We start from the raw sequence: 16,771 nt of genomic DNA on the forward strand, positions 1-16,771 counted from the left end.
ATGTCTTGATCGTCCGCCTACCTCTCGGCGACCGATATTCCAACCGGAGGCATCCATGTTCGACCCCAAAAAGCTGCTCGACGATCTCCTCGGCTCCAAGATCCCGGGAACCGGCTCCACCGTGCGCGACAAGGCCGGGCAGGCGACCCAACTCGCCAAGGACAATCCGCTTGCGGCCGGCGCGCTGGTTGCCGTGCTGCTCGGCACCGGTGCCGGCCGCCAGGTTGCGGGCACGGCGCTGAAGGTCGGCGGTCTCGCGGCCATTGGCGGCCTGGCCTACAAGGCCTACCAGAACTACAAGGCCGGCAATGCGCCCGAGCAGGCAACTGCCGCCCCCGATGCCGAGCCGCAGCTTTTGCCGCCGCCGTCCGACAATTCCTTCCACCCATCGCAGGCGCCACAGGGCGAGACCGAGTTCGCGCTGATGCTGATCCGCGCCATGATCGCCGCCGCCAAGGCTGACGGCCATATCGACGATGACGAGCGCAAGAAGATCGGCGACAAGCTCAGCCTGTCGGGCATCGGCTCCGACGCCGAGCAGTTCCTGATGGAGGAGCTCAATTCGCCGCTCGATCTCGACGCGATCGTCGCTGCGGCCCAGACCGAGGCACAGAAGGTCGAGCTCTACACCGCCTCACGCCTGGCCATCGATCCTGACACCCGCGCCGAGCGCGGCTATCTCGACCTGCTCGCCGGCCGGCTGCAACTGCCGGACGCGCTTGTCGACCACATCGAGGCGACGGTTTCGAGCGTCAAGGTGCCGGTCGTCGATGCATCGGCCAATCCGCAAGTCAACCCGCGCTGGTAACAGACCGGGAGGCGCCGGGCGGTGCCTAAAAGGCGTTTTTTTGCGTTAAGGATTTGTTAACCGCCCGGGCGCATCATTTTCTTACTCGGATCGGCTCTCCTCCTCCCAAGCACGGTTCGATCAAAGACTGGGCGGTCGCCAATGACCGCCCTTTTTGTGTGTCTTATCCTCACCAACGCACCCAATCCTCGATGACCGACGCGCAGGTCCGTTCTGGCCCTTTGCCAACGGCGCGCCGTCTATTTCGATTTTCGGGGCCGTGCTTTAGACTGCTCGCGCTACCAATGATCTGCCGCCGGCGATCGGTCATGCGCAGGGAGGAGCTTCATCATGGCAAGCAACAGGGTTGCGGTGGTTACGGGCGCCGGCAAGGGCATCGGCAAGGCTGTGGCGACAGCCTTGCTCAAGGAGGGCTGGAACACCGTCTTCTGCGGCCGCAGCAAGCATGCGCTCGATGAAGCGATCCGAGACGCCGGCAAGACAGACGCCAAGGCGCTGGCCATCGTCTGCGACGTGACCAGGCCCGACCAGGTCGACGACATGTTCGAGACCATCACCGAGGCATTCGGCCGCGTCGACCTGCTCTTCAACAATGCCGGCATGGGCTACAAGGCGTCGACCATCGACGAAATCCCGGTCGAGGCCTGGAACGAGGTCGTGTCCGTCAATCTCACCGGCACCTTCCTGTGCTCGCGGGCAGCCTTCGCGGCGATGCGACGACAGGAGCCGATGGGCGGACGCATCGTCAACAACGGCTCGGTCTCTGCCCATGCACCGCGCCCCGGCTCTGTGCCCTACACCGCGACCAAGCACGCCATCACGGGTCTCACCAAGACGCTGGCGCTCGACGGCCGCCCGTTCGACATCGCCTGCGGCCAGATCGACATCGGCAATGCGTTGACCGAGATGGCCGTGCCGATGTCCGTGGGCGTGCAGCAGGCCAATGGCTCGATCGCTGCGGAAGCCGTGATGGACGTCGCCCGTGTCGCCGAGGCCGTCGTCTACATGGCCAGCCTGCCGCTTGACGCGAACGTGTTGTTCATGACCGTCATGGCAACCAAAATGCCCTATGTCGGACGCGGTTGAGGCGGCCGGTCAAATCCCGACAATCCCTCGGTCCGTCGCAAACAGCCGTTAACCCAGAAGTAGTACACAACGGTGCTTACGCGTCGAAGTGGCTTCTGAAGGCGGATTTTGGCATGCAATTGAGCGATCTGGTGGATCTGAAGGCGCTTCTCGTCATCGCGCTGATCTTCATCCCCCTCGAGCAACTGGTCCCGCATCACGAGGAGCAGAAGACGCTGCGCCGCCATTGGCTCAACGACGTCTTCTACCTCCTGTTCAACGGCATCGTCATCAAGATCGGCCTGCTGTCGGTGGTTGCACTCATGATGGTCGGCCTTGGCTACATCGTGCCGGGGAGCGTAGGCGCGGCAGTCCGCAGCCAACCAATCTGGCTCCAGACGATCGAGGTGATCATCCTCGCCGATATCGGCTTCTATCTCGCCCACCGCACCTTCCATGCCGTGCCGTTCCTGTGGCGGTTTCATGCCGTCCATCACAGCATCGAGGAGATGGACTGGCTTGCTGGGCACCGGGTGCATCCGGTCGACCAGATCCTCACCAAGTCGGCGTCCTATCTGCCGCTGTTCGCGCTCGGCTTCTCGCCTGCGGCCATCGTCATCTATGCGGTTATCTACCAATGGCAGTCGGTGCTGGTTCATTCCAACACCCGCATCGGCTTCGGCCCGTTGAAGTGGATCTTTGCGTCGCCGAAGTTCCATCATTGGCACCACGCCAATGAGCGCCAGGCTTATGACAAGAACTTCGCCGGCCAGTTGCCGTTCCTCGACGTGATCGGCGGCACGCTCTACATGCCCGACCGCATGCCGTCGAAATACGGCACCGACGATCCGGTGCCTCAGCTCTATCACGAGCAGCTGGCCTACCCGTTTGTGGCCGGAAAGCCGCTCGACGACGTCAGCCTGCCTTCCGCAATCGGAGAGACCCAGAAATGAACAGCCGCCTGGAAGATGTGGCCGGCAAGGGCCTGATGATTTCGATCTTTCTGTACCTGGCGATCATGCAGGCGGTTTCGATCATCGCGACCGTCCAGATGCGGGAGCAGATCGATCTCTGGGGCTTCGTGCTCGCGTCGCGCGTCGCGGGCCTGGTCTTCCTTGCCCTGATCGTGTTCCTCACCGTCATCCGGCACGCGCCGAAGAACGTATCATCGGGCATCGAACCTCGCCTGACGGCGATCGCCGGCACGTTCTGCCTGATGTTCCTCGTCGTCCTGCCGACCGGAAGCCCAGGCATCGGCCTGCGCATCTTTGCCTCATGCCTGATGGTTGCGGGTACTGTCTTGTCGATCTGGTGCGTGATCTATCTCGGACGTTCGTTCTCGATCATGGCCGCCGCCCGCCAACTGGTCGTCCAGGGGCCGTATGCGATCGTCCGGCACCCGCTTTACGCTGCCGAAGCCGTCACGACGCTCGGCGCGGTTGTCGCCGGCTGGTCGATCTGGTCTGCCCTGCTCTTCATCCTGTGGTGGGCATTGCAGTACCGCCGCATGGTCAACGAGGAACGCATCCTCCGCGCGACGTTCGCCGAGTATGAAGACTATGCCCGCCACGTTCCGATGGTCATCCCGACGCTGACGCCGTACCGGCCCGGCACGGCAGCGACGCCTACGCTGCCGGCCGAGTAAGGCGTAGATCGAAACGCCCGGCTATTTCGCCAGGAACGCCTCGATGCGTTCCAGCGCCCGCAGGATGTTCTCTTCCGAGTTGGCGTAGGACAGCCTGATGTAGCCTTCACCCAATATGCCGAAGTCCGGCCCGCCGATCAGCGCTACGCCGGCGTCCTCGAGCAGGGCCGAAGCCAGTTTCTTGGCCTTCCAGCCGGTCTGGCTGATGTTGGGGAAGGCGTAGAAGGCGCCTTTCGGCGTGACGCAGGAAATGCCCGGTATGGCGTTCAGGCCTTCGACGACGATACGGCGCCTGTTGTCGAAGGCGCGCATCATGCGCTCGACGTCGTCCTGAGGGCCGTCGATGGCGGCAATGCCGGCGAACTGGCTCGGCGCGTTAACGCAGGACCAGCAATTGACGGCGAGCTTGCGCACCTTGTCGTAGAGGCGGCCGCCTACGGTCGCATTCGGCCAGATCGACCAGCCCATGCGCCAGCCGGTCATCGCCCAGGTCTTGGACCAGCCGTTGAGCACGATCAGCCGGTCGCGGATTTCAGGGAAGGTCAGCAGCGAGACGTGGCGTTCTCCGTCATAGGTCATGACGTCGTAGATCTCGTCCGACATGATTGCGACATGCGGATGGCCTTCGAGGCCCTTGACCAGCTTGGCGATCTCGACGCGCGGCGTCACCCCGCCGGTTGGATTGGCCGGCGAATTGAGGATCAGGAGCCGCGTCTTTGGCGTGATCAGTGCAAGCGTCTCCTCGGCCGAGAAGGCAAAGCCGTTGGCCTCGCGCATCGGCACCGGCACCGGTGTTGCGCCGGTGAACTCGATCATCGAGCGGTAGATCGGGAAACCCGGGTCGGGATAGAGGATTTCAGCCCCCGGTTCGCCGAACATCAGGATCGCGGCGAACATCGTCGGCTTGCCGCCGGGCATGATCATGACGCTCTCCGGCGACACCTCGACGCCTGTCGTGGCAAGGGTGCGCCGCACCACCGCCTCGCGCGTTGCCAACAGGCCATTGGCCGGTGTGTAGCCGTGATGGCCATCACGTAAGGCCTTGATCGCGGCCTCGACGATATGCTCGGGCGTGCGGAAGTCGGGCTGGCCTATGCCCAGGTTGACGATATCGCGCCCCTCATGGAGCAGGGCCGTAGCGCGGGCCAATACGGCAAAGGCATTTTCTTCGCCGAGGCGGTCGAAGGCGGCAATCGTGTGGAGCATTCCGGCTATCCGTCTGGTTCTGTTGGGGGCACCGGATTTTTGCGAGAGTTGGGGCGACCATGTCAAACGAATTGGAGACGTCCTTGTCCGAGAACCTGCAGGACTGGAAGCCGCGGCCGCGCCCCGAGCGCATAAATCTCGAGGGACGGTATGTCCGCCTGGAGCCGCTGGACGCCGCAAGACACGGCGAACGCCTGTACGAAATGGCGACCGCCGAAGATGCCGAGGGCCGCTTCCGCTGGCTCTTCGACACCAAGCCGCAGACCCGCGCCGATTTCCAACCCTGGCTCGAAAAATCGGCGGCGAGCGAGGACCCGCTGTTTTTCGTCGTCATCGACAAGGCCAGCGGCAAGATGGCCGGGCGGCAGACCCTGATGCGCATCGACCCGAATTTCGGCGTCATCGAGATCGGCAACATCTACTGGAGCGACATCGTCTCGCGCAAGCCGGCGGCAACCGAGGCCCAGTTCCTGTTTGCGCGCCACATCTTCGAGCTCGGCTATCGGCGCTACGAGTGGAAGTGCAACAATCGCAACGAACCGTCCAAGCGGGCGGCCGAACGTTTCGGCTTCAAGTTCGAGGGCATCTTCCGCCAGCACATGGTGACCAAGGGCGAGAACCGTGACACCGCCTGGTATTCGATCATCGACAAGGAATGGCCGGCCTTGCTCAAGGCCTACGACGCCTGGCTCGATCCGGCCAATTTCGATGCCGCAGGCCAGCAGAAGCGCAAGCTTGAGGATTTCCGCGCCGAGTTCGGCGCCTGAAGGTGCCCACGGGCGCCTTTTGGCCCCAACAGCTATGCGTGCGACAATCGAACCGGTGATGGCGCGTTGGCTGAAACGGCAACGGGCGCTATGTAGCTGAACTTGCCGGCATCGGTCCGGACGCAACGAGATGTTAGGGCCACGCCGATGGACACCAAGACCCGCCATGCCGCCGTCGCCGCCGCATGGATCATGATCATCTTCGGCGTCGCGGCGTTTTTCCTGCCCAAGGTGATGCTCGCCGTCGGCAACTATTCGACCGCCGCCGCCGGTGTCATCGCGGTATGCTTCGTTCTTGCCTTCTTCGGCGTGTTCTGGCTGCGCGGCCGCAGCCAGCGCAAGAACGGCAACTGAAACAGGTTGATCCTATCCGACCGCTGCGGCCTTCACGGTTCCGGCCAGCGGTATCTTAAGCTCGGCGCGCAAGCCGCCGCCGCTGCGGTTCTTGAGGACAACGTCGCCGTCAAAGCGGCGGGCAATGTTGCGGGCAATCGTCAGGCCGAGCCCGAAGCCGCCGGTCTGGCGGTTGCGCGAACCTTCGATACGGATGAACGGGCGGAAGATGGTTTCCATCTTTGTCTCCGGAATGCCCGGGCCGGAATCGTCGATGGTGAGCAGCACGTGCCCGCCGACCTGCGACAAGGCCAGGCGGGCCTTGCCGCCATACTTCACCGCATTGTCGACGAGATTGGCCACGCATCGGCGCAGCGCGATCGCCTGGCCTTGGCAGACGAGCCCACGGGCGTGGTGGCGAGCGCCGTCGAAGACGACATGCGGATTGCCGTCGGCGATCGAATCGACGAGCGACCAGAAGTCGATCCGTTCCAACGCCTCGTCCCTGGCCTCGTAGGTGGCGAAGTCGAGTACGGAGGCCGAGATCGCCTCGATGTCGGCCAGATTGTGCATAAGTGCGGTGCGAAGCGGCGAGTTGCGCAGCAATTCCAGGCGCAGGCGAATGCGCGTCAGCGGCGTCCTGAGATCATGCGCGAGCGCGGCCGCCAGCAATTCGCGGTCCTCGACATATTCCTTCAGCCGCGCCTGCATGGTGTTCACCGCCCGTGCCGCCGACTTGTATTCACTGCTGCCGCGTTCATCCAGAGGCGGGCTTTTCAGGTCTGCGCCGATCCGCCGGACGGCACTTTCGAGCGCGCGATAGGGTGCCGTCAGCCGGCGCAGCGACCAGATCGACAGCGCCACCACCAGGGCTGCCACCGATCCGTAGAGCGGCAGACTGTCGCTGTTGAGGACCGGACTGGGTGGCGTCGCCTTCATGGTGAAATTGAGCCACTGGCTGTCCTTGAACTCGATCGACGCCACCAGCGTGTCGCTGTTGGTGATGTCGGATGACAGGTCGAGCAGTTCGCGTTCGACGCTGCCCACGCTCTGGTCGGGTTCCGCTGAATTCTGGCTCGGCCGTGCCTTCGGCATTTCGCGGCGCACGCGAGCTTCCTGGATGCCGTATTTCGACAGCCTGCCCACGATGATGTCCTCGAGCTCTGCCATTTCGTCATCCGCGGGAATGACCGAGCTGACGGCAGGCGCATCCGAAGTGGTCAGCACATGCGGCGGAACGGAGAGGCCGGCGGCGATGCGGGTGCGATCGAGTGGCTGTTCCGCATACAGCAGCTTTGCCAGCGACAAAGCCCGGTCGTTGAGGCGAAACAGGTCGAGGATATTGTTGGAGGCAACGCGTTCGCGCGAGACGATGGAGAGCGTCGAGACCTGGATGGACAGCAGCCCGGCGATGACGATCAGAAGCACCCAGGCCGGCAGCGACCGTGGCAGGAGCCATCTCATTCGGCTGATACCTCGGGCACGAACTGATAGCCGCCGCCGCGCACGGTCAGCACCAGCTTCGGCGCGCGCGGATTGTCTTCCATCTTGCGGCGCAGGCGGCTCACCAGGATGTCGACGCTGCGGTCATAGCTGTAGTCGCCGTTCTGGTTGGAGAGTTCGACCAGCTGCTCGCGGCTGAGCACGCGCTGGGCGCTGCGCACCAGCGTGTGCAGCAGGTTGAACTCGGCGGTCGTCAGCTCGACCCGGATATCGTCGGGCCTGAGCAGCCGGCGGCGGGAGGCATCGAGCGTCCAGCCGGCGAATTTGTAGACTTGCGGCACCGGCCGGTGCGTCGTTCCCGCGGCACTCGGCCGGCGCAGCACGGCGCGTGCCCGGGCCAGCAGCTCGCGTGGGTCAAAGGGTTTTGGCACGTAGTCGTCGGCGCCCATCTCCAGGCCGACGACGCGGTCGATGGTTTCGGTGACCGCCGTCAGCATGATGATCGGGATCCTCGAATGCGTGCGCAGGTCGCGGCAGATGTCGAGGCCGCTTTTGCCGGGCAGCATCACGTCGAGGATGATCAGGTCGACAGGGGCGCGGCGCAGGGCTGCCTGCATCTCGTCATCGTCGCGCGCGCCCGAGACGCGCATGCCGTGCTTGACGAAGAATTCCTGGAGCAGGTCGCGGATTTCCCTGTCGTCGTCAACGATCAGGACATGGGCATCGGTCTTCACTTTTCGCACCTCAGGTCGATGCGAGCGGCATCGGCGCGGACCTTGGCGAAATGAGGTCGAACCAAGGTTTTGACCAGAAAACACGAGAACTTGAGCGCCTGAGGCGGCAGTTACAATCCAGAAACAAAACACTGCAAACCGGAAAGAAACCCGACAAGTCGGTCCGCGATAACAACCGTGCTGCTTCAACCACGGGTGCTGGAACCGACATGCGAAAGTTAGTGACCAGTTCGATGATCGTACTGCTCGCCGCACTTTCAATTGGCGCAGCCAGCACCCAGCCGCAGGCAAAGGGAACAGTTACGAGGACCGATCGCTGCAACAGGCTGCAGCAGCAATTCACCGATGAAATCGCTGAACATGCCGAGGCGAAACGGGCCGCCGAAGCGAAAGCCTTTCAGAAAAAGGCGATGAAATTCTGTGCCGGCAACCAGCAGGCCCAGGGCATCCGCGCCTATGCGACAGCACTGAAGATGCTTGGAGCGCAACCGATCGAACCCTGATCGGCAAGCTCAAGAAGGCCCCCAACAATGCACTTGTGCAAAGGAAACTGATCATGAACGTCAACAAGACCCTGCTGACCGCTCTCGGCATGACCGTCGCCATGGCCTTCTCGGCCCCGGTGCTCACCGCCAGCTCGGCCAACGCTGCCGGCTACACGGCAGCGCCAGCGGCTGCCGCCACGACCACAACCAAGACGGTCACTCCGCTGGTGAAGAAGGTCGCGAGCAAGAAGCCGACGCACAAGAAGGTCAAGAAGCACAAGAAGCACGTCGCGCCGGCCGCCACGACCAAGAAGACCACGATGTAAGCACCCGACGCCACGCAGGTCGTGGTTCATAAGAAATCCGCCCTGGCAGCCGCAACTCCAGGGCGGATTTCTTTTGCGCGCAGATTGGCAGTTCAGGACGTCGCGGGCGCCAAGCCCGCTCAGGCCTTCAGGCTAGCGGCCAGCAACACCAGGCCAAGCAGCATGACGAGTGCCGCGCCGCCGATCTCGATGGCATTGTGGACGCGGTTTCCGGCGCGGCCGTCGCCGGCTATCGCAACGGCCCAGTTCTTCGCCGTCACTGCCATGATGGCAAGTGCCGAGACGGTGATGGCGGTTCCGAGCGCCATGGCGAAGACCGACAGGATGCCGCCGGCCCAAAGTCCGTTGAGGAAGGCGAAGCTGAGCACGATCAGCGCGCCGGAGCAGGGGCGGATACCGACCGCTGCAACCGCCGACCATGCGGTGCGCCAGTCGAAATGCTTGCCTTCGAGCATCCTGGGATCCGGCGCGTGCGAGTGGCCGCAGGTCGAGCAGACTTCACCCACGGCGTGAGCGTGATGGGCGTGAGCATGCGGGCTGTGCCCGTGGTCATGATGCGCGTGGTTGTGGGCTTGGTGAGCGTGATCGTGATGATCGTGCGCATGATCGTGGCTGCACGTGGCGTGGTCATGATGGTCGTGGCCTGAGGTGGCGTGGTCGTGATCATGATGACCATGCGCATGGACATGGGCTGCCGACAGGCTGTGTACCGGAGCCGCACCTGCCAGGAACGCCATCGGCTTGAGTTTCTTCCACAGCAGCCAGGCGCCGAAGGCGGCGATCAGGGCGTAGCTCACCGTTTCCAGGAACCAGGTTGCGTTGGTCATCGACACCGATGTACCGCGCAGGACGAGGAACACCAGCGTCATCAGCACAACGGCAGTCGCCCCCTGGAGGAAGGCCGAGACGAAGGACAGCATCACGCCGCGGCGCAACGCCACTTCGTTGGCGAGCATATAGGACGAGATTACGGCCTTGCCGTGGCCGGGGCCGGCGGCGTGGAAGATGCCATAGGCGAAGGACAAGCCGACGAGCAGCCAGATGCCGCCGCTGTCGCCGTCGCGCATCGCCTTCAGCGAGCCGGTCAGCGAGCGGTAGAACTGCTGCTGATGAACGTTGATCCAGTTGAGCAGCTCGGAGAAGAGGCCGGTCGACGGCACCATCGCTTCGTTGGTGCCGATGCCGAGTGAACTCTGGGCATGCGCCCGGACCGCGAAATGGCTGAGCACATAGCTGAGCGCCAGAAGCGCGAAAATCACTCGGATGGTCGTCTTCTTCACTGCATCACCCCTTGGCTGGGCAGTTCAATTCCAGGCGCGTGGCAAAAATCTTGCTCATGTCGGTGCCCGACGGGTCGTTGAAGAACGCATCGGTCAGCTTCGACTGGTTCTGCGCGATTGCTTCGTCCGGGTCGGGCCGGACCACTGTCTTGGTGCAGATCGGGGGGAGGTCCGCGACGCTCAGATTGGTGTCTTCGGTGAAATCGATCGCCGTGTAGAAGGTCGGATCGTAGACGCCGAAATCGATCTTGCCGGCAAGCTTCAGCGGCTCCTTCGGCTCGGTCTCGAACAGGATGATGAGCTGCTGGTCCTCGAAATTGGCGACGAGATTGGCCGGCGGCTTCATGGCGATGTCCTTGCCGTCGACTGTCACGACCTGGAAGTAATTGTACTCGCCGATCGATTCGAACACCGTCTTGGAGACCTCGGCCAGTTCGCTGTCGTCGAGCTTGAGGTCGGAGTCCTTGTCGAACTCCATCAGCACCGTGCTGGAAAACAGGTCGTCGAAGCGCCAGAGATGCCTGAGCGATTTCACGGTCTTGTCGGGATTGAGCACGACGTCGAGCCGCGCTTCGGCGAAGACGTGCGGGTGAACGCTCGCCGGCACCGTCATGGTCAGCAAGGCCACTGCCGCCGTGGCTAGCGTCGTCTTGGAAATCTTCAGAATCATTGCTCCGGCGGCCCGACATGTTGGGTGATGCCGACAATTATCAGAAACCGGGCGAAAGTGGGACGGCGGCCGTTCAACTAAACGGCATGATTGCAGGGGTTGGTCTTGAACCATTGCACCAGGAAGTCGACGAAGACCCGGATCTTCGCCGGCAGGTAGCGCCGGTGCGGGTAGACGGCGAAGATGCCGCCGCCGCCGAGGCGGCGGTCGTCGAGCACCGGTACCAGCCGGCCGGAATCGAGATCGGGGGCGGCGATGAAATCGGGCAGGATGGCAAAGCCGAGTCCGGCAACGGCCGCGGCCCGCGCCGCCATCGGGCTGTTGACCTCCATCGGACCTGAGACCGATACGGTCATGACGTCGCCGGTCTCGCCGGAGAATGGCCAGTTCGACATGTATCGGCCGTTGGTGTCGATGATGCAGGGCACGTTGGCGAGATCCGCCGGTTTTGTCGGCATGCCGTATTTTTCGATCAGCTCGGGCGAGGCGCAGACCCGGATGCCGAACGGCGCCAAGCGCCGGGCGATCAGCGACGAGTTCTCCAGCCTGGAGATGCGGATGGCGAGGTCGAAGCCTTCCTCGACAAGATCGACGAAGCGGTCGTCGAGATGAATCTCGAGCACGATATCAGGATGTGCCTTGGCGAATTCGATCAGCGAGCGGCCGATCGGCGCGTCGGCAAAGGTGCGCGGCGCCGACAGCTTGACCCGGCCGCGCACGTCGCCCGAGGATTCGCGCACAGCATCGGCTAGGCTGTCGACCTCGCGGATGATCTCGGAGGCACGCCTGTAATAGGTATGGCCTGCCTCGGTCAGCGAAAACTGCCGTGTCGTGCGGTTGAGCAGCAGCGCGCCGAGTTCGTCCTCGAGCTCGCGCACATATTTGGACAGCAGCGCCTTGGAGCGGCCGATCTTGCGCGCGGCGGCGGAAAAGCCTTCGGCCTCGACCACGTCGATGAAGGCGCGCATGCGGGTGAGTGTGTCCATGGCATCAGTCCTTTGTGCCGGCAGTGTCGAGCACGCGGCGTCCCAACCGGATCAGCGCGAGATCGCTGCCGGCCGGGCCGAGCAGCGACAGCCCGAACGGCGCGCCGTCGACCGTGCCGATCGGCAGCGTTATCTGGGGGAAGCCCGACAGGCCGGACAGGCAGAGCAGCATCAAAGCGCGCTCGCGATAGGCGAGAAGTTCGTCATGGCTGCCGCTGGCCAGGGGCGCGGCTCCCGGTACCGTCGGCAGGACCAGAATGCCGTCCGTGCCGAGCAGCACGCCCAGCTCCTGGCGAAACGCGTCGCGCCTTTCGATCTCGGCGGCATAGTCTGACGCGGAAATGGTGGCGCCGAACTCAAAACGCTCCTTGACGCCCGGCCCGAGGCCACGATCTCCGGAAGCGATCCAGGCTCCATGCTCTTGCCAGGCCTCGAAGGCCTGGATCTTGCGGAAGCACCAATAGAGCTCGTCTGATGAAAAAGAGAGAGGGCCAGCCTTGGCGATCAGGCCAAGGGCGGTTCCGGCACGCCGGCGCATCCGCTGGTACTCTGCCGCTTCATCCGGGCCGGTCGGCAGGCTGTCGAGCCAGTCGAGCGCCACGGGCCTTTTCAGCTGGCCGCGATGGGCGTCCTCGCCGATGAGCAGCTTCGCCACGGTCTCATAGACGTCGATATCGGGTGCGAACCAGCCGAATGTGTCGAGGCTCGGCGCCAGCTTCATCGCGCCGTCGAGCGAAATCAGCCCATGTGTGGTGCGCAGGCCGATCAGTCCGCAGAAGCTCGCCGGTGCCCGGATCGAGCCGCCGGTGTCGGAGCCTATGGCGATGTCGGCGAGCATGCCGGCGACCGCCACAGCCGAGCCCGACGACGAACCGCCGGTGACGCGGTCCGGCGCGGCGGGATTGATCGGGTGCGGGAAGTGCGCGTTCTGGCCCATCAGCGAGAAGGCAAGTTCGTCGGTCTGGGTCTTGCCGACGAATCGCGCGCCGGCATCAAGCAGGATCTGTATCGCAGGCGCGGTTCTTGTGGCTGTTTCGGCGCTTGCAGCCTTTGCCGGGTTGCCGCAGCCGGTTTTGTAGCCGGCGACGTCATAGATATCCTTGACTGCCAGCCGAAGCCTCGCCAAGGACCCGGTTTCCGCATTTAAAACAGGTGCTTGCGGCACATCGAGAAAAGCGTTGAAGCGGTCGGATGTGCCGGTCATCGTTCGAAGCCTGTTTACGATGTCTCCAACATTGTTCGATGGTTGAATTTTTTCAACCCGCCATGAGATTTTAATTGATTGTGACGGTGACGAGCCATATATCCGCGCTTGCCCAAAGTCGCACGTGCCTGTGGGTGTCCGCCGATCCCTCGAATGGCGAGGAAATCGGTAAGGTAACTGGAGCTAACCCCTCCAGTCGATTTGGCGGCCAACCGCAAAATCGAGGACACCTTGAAGCAACGACGGTGCGGGCCTTTCTGGTTCTCTTCCGGCTGTCCAAAAGCCGGGGTTACTGAAGAGGCACACCTTCATTGCCGGCAGTGCGGAACGGGTCTTCCCATTTCCAAGCCAAGGCAGACAAAGCGAACCGAAGCCGGGCTGGCTCAGGTTCATCGCCGCGTGAAGCGCATTTGTGGTTCCAGGGTCTCCACAGGCTGGATCCATCAAATAGCGGTCATGTCTTTGTCCACCGTGGGATTCCGCGGCCGGGAACGGCCGTCCCGCAGCTTGATGATTTTTGCGCGGCAGGACCGCGCGATGGAGAGACCTATGGCCACTCAGCGCATCCTCGACTTCCTCGCCACCCGACGTCCGTCCGGCCCTTGCCTGGTCGTCGACCTCGATGTCGTGCGCGACAATTTCCGCGCCTTCGAGAAGGCGATGCCTGAGTCCAAGGTCTACTACGCTGTCAAGGCAAACCCGGCGCCTGAGATCCTGCGCCTGCTCGCCGGCATGGGCTCGTCCTTCGACACCGCTTCGGTCGCCGAAATCGAGATGGCTATGGATGCCGGCGCCCCGGCCGAGCGCATCTCCTTCGGCAACACCATCAAGAAGGAGCGTGACATCGCACGTGCCTTCGAACTCGGCATCCGCCTGTTCGCCGTCGACTCTGTCGAAGAGGTCGAGAAGGTGGCGCGTGCCGCTCCCGGCTCCCGCGTGTTCTGCCGCGTGCTCACCGACGGCGAAGGCGCCGAATGGCCGCTGTCGCGCAAGTTCGGCTGTGTGCCCGCAATGGCCGTCGACGTGCTGCGCGTTGCCAAGTCGCTCGGCCTCGATGCCTTTGGCGTGTCGTTCCATGTCGGCTCGCAGCAGACCGACCTGACGGCCTGGGATCGTGCGCTTGCTGACGCCAAGAAGGTGTTCGCCAAGCTCGCCGAAGAAGGCATCATGCTCGGCATGGTCAACATGGGCGGCGGCTTCCCGACGCGCTACCTGCGCGACGTGCCGGCGGCCCAGGCCTATGGCCAGGCGATCTTCGAGGCGCTGTCCAAGCACTTCGGCAACAACATCCCGGAGACCATCATCGAGCCGGGTCGCGGCATGGTCGGTAACGCCGGCGTCATCAAGTCGGAAGTCGTGCTGATCTCCAAGAAGGCCGACAACGACAATGTGCGCTGGGTGTTCCTCGACATCGGCAAGTTCGGCGGTCTCGCCGAGACGATGGACGAGGCGATCCGCTACCCGATCGTGACCGACCGCGACGGCGACGAGGTGGCACCTTGCGTGCTCGCCGGCCCAACCTGCGACTCGGCCGACGTGATGTATGAAAAGACACCGTACCCGCTGCCCCTGTCGCTGACCATCGGCGACGAGGTGCTGATCGAGGGTACCGGCGCCTATACCACGACCTACTCGTCTGTCGCCTTCAACGGCTTCGAGCCTCTCCGATCCTACGTGATCTGACGGCTCGAAACGGCGCCCGCCGCCGGAGCCGTTCAGATCACCCCGGCGGGCGTGCCTCTGCACGCCCGGTCGGGTTCGCTTGTGGAACAGATCTCCGCTCGTGAAGGATCGCGGAAATGAACGTTGAAGAAATTGCCAAAATCTTGCCCGACATCGTGATCGTGGCTGAAACCCGGGCCGACATCGCCGCGCGCGAGGTACTGCTTGACCGTGCCATGGGCCCGAAGCGGCGCAAGAAGTCGTCGGAGAAGCTGCGCCGCGGTCGCCGCCCATCCGAGGGCCTGGCGCTGGTCGCGCGCGATGCCAAGGGCTCGGTCGTAGGCACCGTGCGGCTGTGGGACGTGCGGCTGGGCGAGGGCGGTCCTGCTGCGCTGCTGCTCGGCCCGCTCGCCGTCGATCCGGCGGCAAAGGGCACCGGCATCGGCTCGGCGCTGATGCGCCTGGCTATCGCCGAAGCCTCCCGCCTTGGCCACCGCGTCATCCTGCTCGTTGGCGACGCGCCATACTATGCGCGTTTCGGCTTCTCCGCCGCGAAGACCGGCCAGCTTGCCATGCCCGGCCCATATGAGCGCGACCGCTTCCTCGCGCTGGAACTCGTTTCCGGTGCGCTCGACGGCGCCAAAGGCGTGCTCAAGGCGGCCGGGCGCAAGCTCGGCGCCCCGGCGCGCAGGGCGGACTCGACGGTCGGTAAGGGCGGTGCGGGATCGGAAAACGCTGGCGTGTCCTTTGCGCGTCCGACGGGCCGTGCCGCACTCTAGCCGGAGTGTCCGCCCGGCTGCCTGAGGTGAGCCGGAACGCGTTATCTCCAGGCCGAAATACGGCCTGGCGCAGCCGGGAAACAGGTCGGCGACGGCGTTCTCTCCTTGACGCAGGCGATTGACGGCTGCGGCGATTGCGGCAACAGCGAGGGCCGCTGTTGGCTTGTGGTGTGCTCGTCACTCAACTCGACTGCCGAGACAAGGTAGCCGCAGCCCGACAGCGGCATAACGCAAGCCATGACCATTGCCACTGCTGCAAGGCGGTTTCGACGCACTTTCGACTCCACGTCGGCTATGGGACGGGCAAAGCGCCGTGCCTCGACGAGGCACGGCGCCGTCGCTCACTGGTTGGTGGTGTAGTACTGGTCGCCGCCACGGTGTGGCCGCCGCCTGTCGTCGCAATGGGAATGCCGCGGGCGACCATATTCCTGGGTGCAGAAGATCGGCTCCGAGAATGGCGGGCGTGGTGCACGGGGTGGGCGTGGCGGCATTGGCGGCACAGGTGGGCGGGGGTGACAGCGCGGCTGATCTCCGCCATGACGCCGCGGATCCCGCGTGTAGTTGTCGCCATGGCGCGGCGGGTAGCGAGTGTAATCGCCGCCGTGGCGCGGCGGATAGCGCGTGTCGTCCCAGCGCGGCGGGCCGTGGCGATCGTCCACGCAGCCTGCGAGCGTAAGCACGCTCAGGGTCGCAGCCAGGGCAATCAGTCGATTTCGATTCACAGGACACTCCGGCTGGAATTGACCGGGGCGATGTGGGCTTCAATTGTTGTGGGGACATTACCGGGCCGCCGGGGTCGGACCTTTGTCCCTCACGAATGAGAAAGGCCGGGCGAGCCCGGCCCTTGCAGTCAGTCGTTGGAGAAGCGGCGCGGTCGCGGCCGGTCGATGCAATCGGGCGACGGCGTCGTTGCCGGTCCGCCTCGGCAGTCGAGCGGTTCACTGCTGGGACGCGGCGGCGGGCCATGCCTGGGGTATTCGCGCGGCCCATCCCAATTGCGCGGCCCGCGCGGACCATCCCAGCTACGGGGCCCGCCTCTGGGGCCGTCCCAGCTGCGCGGCCCGTGCCTGGGACCGTCCCAGTCGCGGCCATAGCGGTCGTCCACGCAGCCGGCGAGGGCGACGACGCACAGGGTCGCGGCCAATGCGGCCAGTCGATTTCGGGTCATATGATACTCCACGTCGCAAAATCGTCCCTGGCGAGCGATGTGGACCACGTGCATTACGGTTGCATTGCGTGTGTGCCGAAAGTGCGTGGGTTGCATAGAAAAAGCCCGGCGTCACTGAACTGACCCCCGAAAGTTGGACACAACCTTCGGGGGTTTTGCATGTCCAAACACAGTGCGCGTTTCAAGCGCTCGGTTGTCGATAGCTATTTG

General features: G+C 63.9%; 18 protein-coding genes. 10 read left to right on the forward strand and 8 right to left on the reverse strand.

Features of this window, described 5'->3' with window-relative positions; all coding sequences use genetic code 11:
- Positions 1 to 55 precede the first annotated feature (55 nt).
- The 4 genes from HNQ95_RS30750 to HNQ95_RS30765 all read left to right on the forward strand — a co-directional run bounded on the left by HNQ95_RS30750 (position 56) and on the right by HNQ95_RS30765 (position 3,518).
- The gene (locus tag HNQ95_RS30750) at positions 56 to 808 is read left to right on the forward strand and encodes a tellurite resistance TerB family protein (RefSeq protein WP_182576020.1); all 753 of its coding nucleotides are present in this window, start codon (positions 56 to 58) and stop codon (positions 806 to 808) included.
- A gap of 330 nt (positions 809 to 1,138) precedes the next feature.
- The gene (locus tag HNQ95_RS30755) at positions 1,139 to 1,894 is read left to right on the forward strand and encodes an SDR family oxidoreductase (protein WP_067958423.1); all 756 of its coding nucleotides are present in this window, start codon (positions 1,139 to 1,141) and stop codon (positions 1,892 to 1,894) included.
- A gap of 113 nt (positions 1,895 to 2,007) precedes the next feature.
- Entirely contained in the window at positions 2,008 to 2,826 is an 819-nt protein-coding gene (locus HNQ95_RS30760) for a sterol desaturase family protein (RefSeq protein ID WP_246341061.1), read from the forward strand.
- Complete coding sequence (locus HNQ95_RS30765) at positions 2,823 to 3,518, forward strand: methyltransferase family protein (RefSeq protein ID WP_182576019.1); 696 nt, start codon at positions 2,823 to 2,825, stop codon at positions 3,516 to 3,518. The genes HNQ95_RS30760 and HNQ95_RS30765 overlap by 4 nt, the downstream gene beginning before the upstream one ends.
- Positions 3,519 to 3,539: 21 nt before the next feature.
- Here HNQ95_RS30765 and HNQ95_RS30770 read toward each other — a convergent pair whose 3' ends face one another.
- Positions 3,540 to 4,724, reverse strand: coding sequence for a pyridoxal phosphate-dependent aminotransferase (locus HNQ95_RS30770; protein WP_182576018.1), 1,185 nt, complete (start codon positions 4,722 to 4,724; stop codon positions 3,540 to 3,542).
- Positions 4,725 to 4,783: 59 nt separating this feature from the next.
- On the opposite strand from HNQ95_RS30770, the gene HNQ95_RS30775 reads away from it, so the two are divergent.
- Together HNQ95_RS30775 and HNQ95_RS30780 are read left to right on the forward strand one after the other, a co-directional pair.
- Positions 4,784 to 5,491, forward strand: a complete 708-nt coding sequence (locus HNQ95_RS30775; protein ID WP_371746477.1) for a GNAT family N-acetyltransferase — start codon at positions 4,784 to 4,786, stop codon at positions 5,489 to 5,491.
- A 147-nt stretch (positions 5,492 to 5,638) separates the two neighbouring features.
- Entirely contained in the window at positions 5,639 to 5,845 is a 207-nt protein-coding gene (locus HNQ95_RS30780) for a hypothetical protein (RefSeq protein WP_067958433.1), read from the forward strand.
- A 12-nt stretch (positions 5,846 to 5,857) separates the two neighbouring features.
- Here the strand turns inward: HNQ95_RS30780 and HNQ95_RS30785 are convergent, their stop codons facing one another.
- Both HNQ95_RS30785 and HNQ95_RS30790 read right to left on the reverse strand, forming a co-directional pair.
- Positions 5,858 to 7,288 carry an ATP-binding protein gene (locus tag HNQ95_RS30785; protein WP_182576016.1) on the reverse strand — a complete coding sequence of 477 codons (1,431 nt, stop codon included), beginning with the start codon at positions 7,286 to 7,288 and terminating at the stop codon, positions 5,858 to 5,860.
- Positions 7,285 to 8,001 (reverse strand): response regulator, encoded by a 717-nt coding sequence (locus HNQ95_RS30790; protein ID WP_182576015.1) that lies wholly within the window; start codon positions 7,999 to 8,001, stop codon positions 7,285 to 7,287. Before HNQ95_RS30790 ends, HNQ95_RS30785 begins: the two co-directional genes overlap by 4 nt.
- Before the next feature lie 50 nt (positions 8,002 to 8,051).
- Between HNQ95_RS30790 and HNQ95_RS33875 the strand changes: the two genes are divergently transcribed.
- Together HNQ95_RS33875 and HNQ95_RS30800 are read left to right on the forward strand one after the other, a co-directional pair.
- A complete protein-coding gene (locus tag HNQ95_RS33875; protein ID WP_246341060.1) occupies positions 8,052 to 8,504 on the forward strand; it encodes a hypothetical protein in 453 nt (150 codons plus the stop codon).
- A gap of 53 nt (positions 8,505 to 8,557) precedes the next feature.
- Positions 8,558 to 8,812 (forward strand): hypothetical protein, encoded by a 255-nt coding sequence (locus HNQ95_RS30800; protein WP_067958446.1) that lies wholly within the window; start codon positions 8,558 to 8,560, stop codon positions 8,810 to 8,812.
- Between the two features lie 119 nt (positions 8,813 to 8,931).
- On the opposite strand, the gene HNQ95_RS30805 is transcribed toward HNQ95_RS30800, so the two are convergent.
- The 4 genes from HNQ95_RS30805 to HNQ95_RS30820 all read right to left on the reverse strand — a co-directional run bounded on the left by HNQ95_RS30805 (position 8,932) and on the right by HNQ95_RS30820 (position 12,952).
- Positions 8,932 to 10,092: a nickel/cobalt transporter gene (locus HNQ95_RS30805; protein ID WP_182576014.1), complete on the reverse strand. Its 1,161-nt coding sequence runs from the start codon at positions 10,090 to 10,092 to the stop codon at positions 8,932 to 8,934.
- 4 nt (positions 10,093 to 10,096) lie between these two features.
- Positions 10,097 to 10,762: a DUF1007 family protein gene (locus HNQ95_RS30810; RefSeq protein WP_182576013.1), complete on the reverse strand. Its 666-nt coding sequence runs from the start codon at positions 10,760 to 10,762 to the stop codon at positions 10,097 to 10,099.
- Between the two features lie 77 nt (positions 10,763 to 10,839).
- The gene (locus HNQ95_RS30815) at positions 10,840 to 11,748 is read right to left on the reverse strand and encodes a LysR family transcriptional regulator (RefSeq protein WP_067958465.1); all 909 of its coding nucleotides are present in this window, start codon (positions 11,746 to 11,748) and stop codon (positions 10,840 to 10,842) included.
- 4 nt (positions 11,749 to 11,752) lie between these two features.
- A complete protein-coding gene (locus tag HNQ95_RS30820) occupies positions 11,753 to 12,952 on the reverse strand; it encodes an amidase (RefSeq protein ID WP_182576012.1) in 1,200 nt (399 codons plus the stop codon).
- 549 nt (positions 12,953 to 13,501) lie between these two features.
- Between HNQ95_RS30820 and odc2 the strand changes: the two genes are divergently transcribed.
- Positions 13,502 to 14,635, forward strand: a complete 1,134-nt coding sequence (gene odc2, locus HNQ95_RS30825) for an ornithine/lysine decarboxylase (RefSeq protein ID WP_154386463.1) — start codon at positions 13,502 to 13,504, stop codon at positions 14,633 to 14,635.
- Between the two features lie 116 nt (positions 14,636 to 14,751).
- On the forward strand, positions 14,752 to 15,393 hold the full coding sequence (locus HNQ95_RS30830) for a GNAT family N-acetyltransferase (protein ID WP_182576011.1): 642 nt from the start codon (positions 14,752 to 14,754) through the stop codon (positions 15,391 to 15,393).
- An 850-nt stretch (positions 15,394 to 16,243) separates the two neighbouring features.
- On the opposite strand, the gene HNQ95_RS30835 is transcribed toward HNQ95_RS30830, so the two are convergent.
- Positions 16,244 to 16,561: a hypothetical protein gene (locus tag HNQ95_RS30835; protein WP_182576010.1), complete on the reverse strand. Its 318-nt coding sequence runs from the start codon at positions 16,559 to 16,561 to the stop codon at positions 16,244 to 16,246.
- Positions 16,562 to 16,771 lie beyond the last annotated feature (210 nt).

This window comes from Aminobacter ciceronei, from assembly GCF_014138625.1.
Classification (GTDB): domain Bacteria; phylum Pseudomonadota; class Alphaproteobacteria; order Rhizobiales; family Rhizobiaceae; genus Aminobacter; species Aminobacter ciceronei.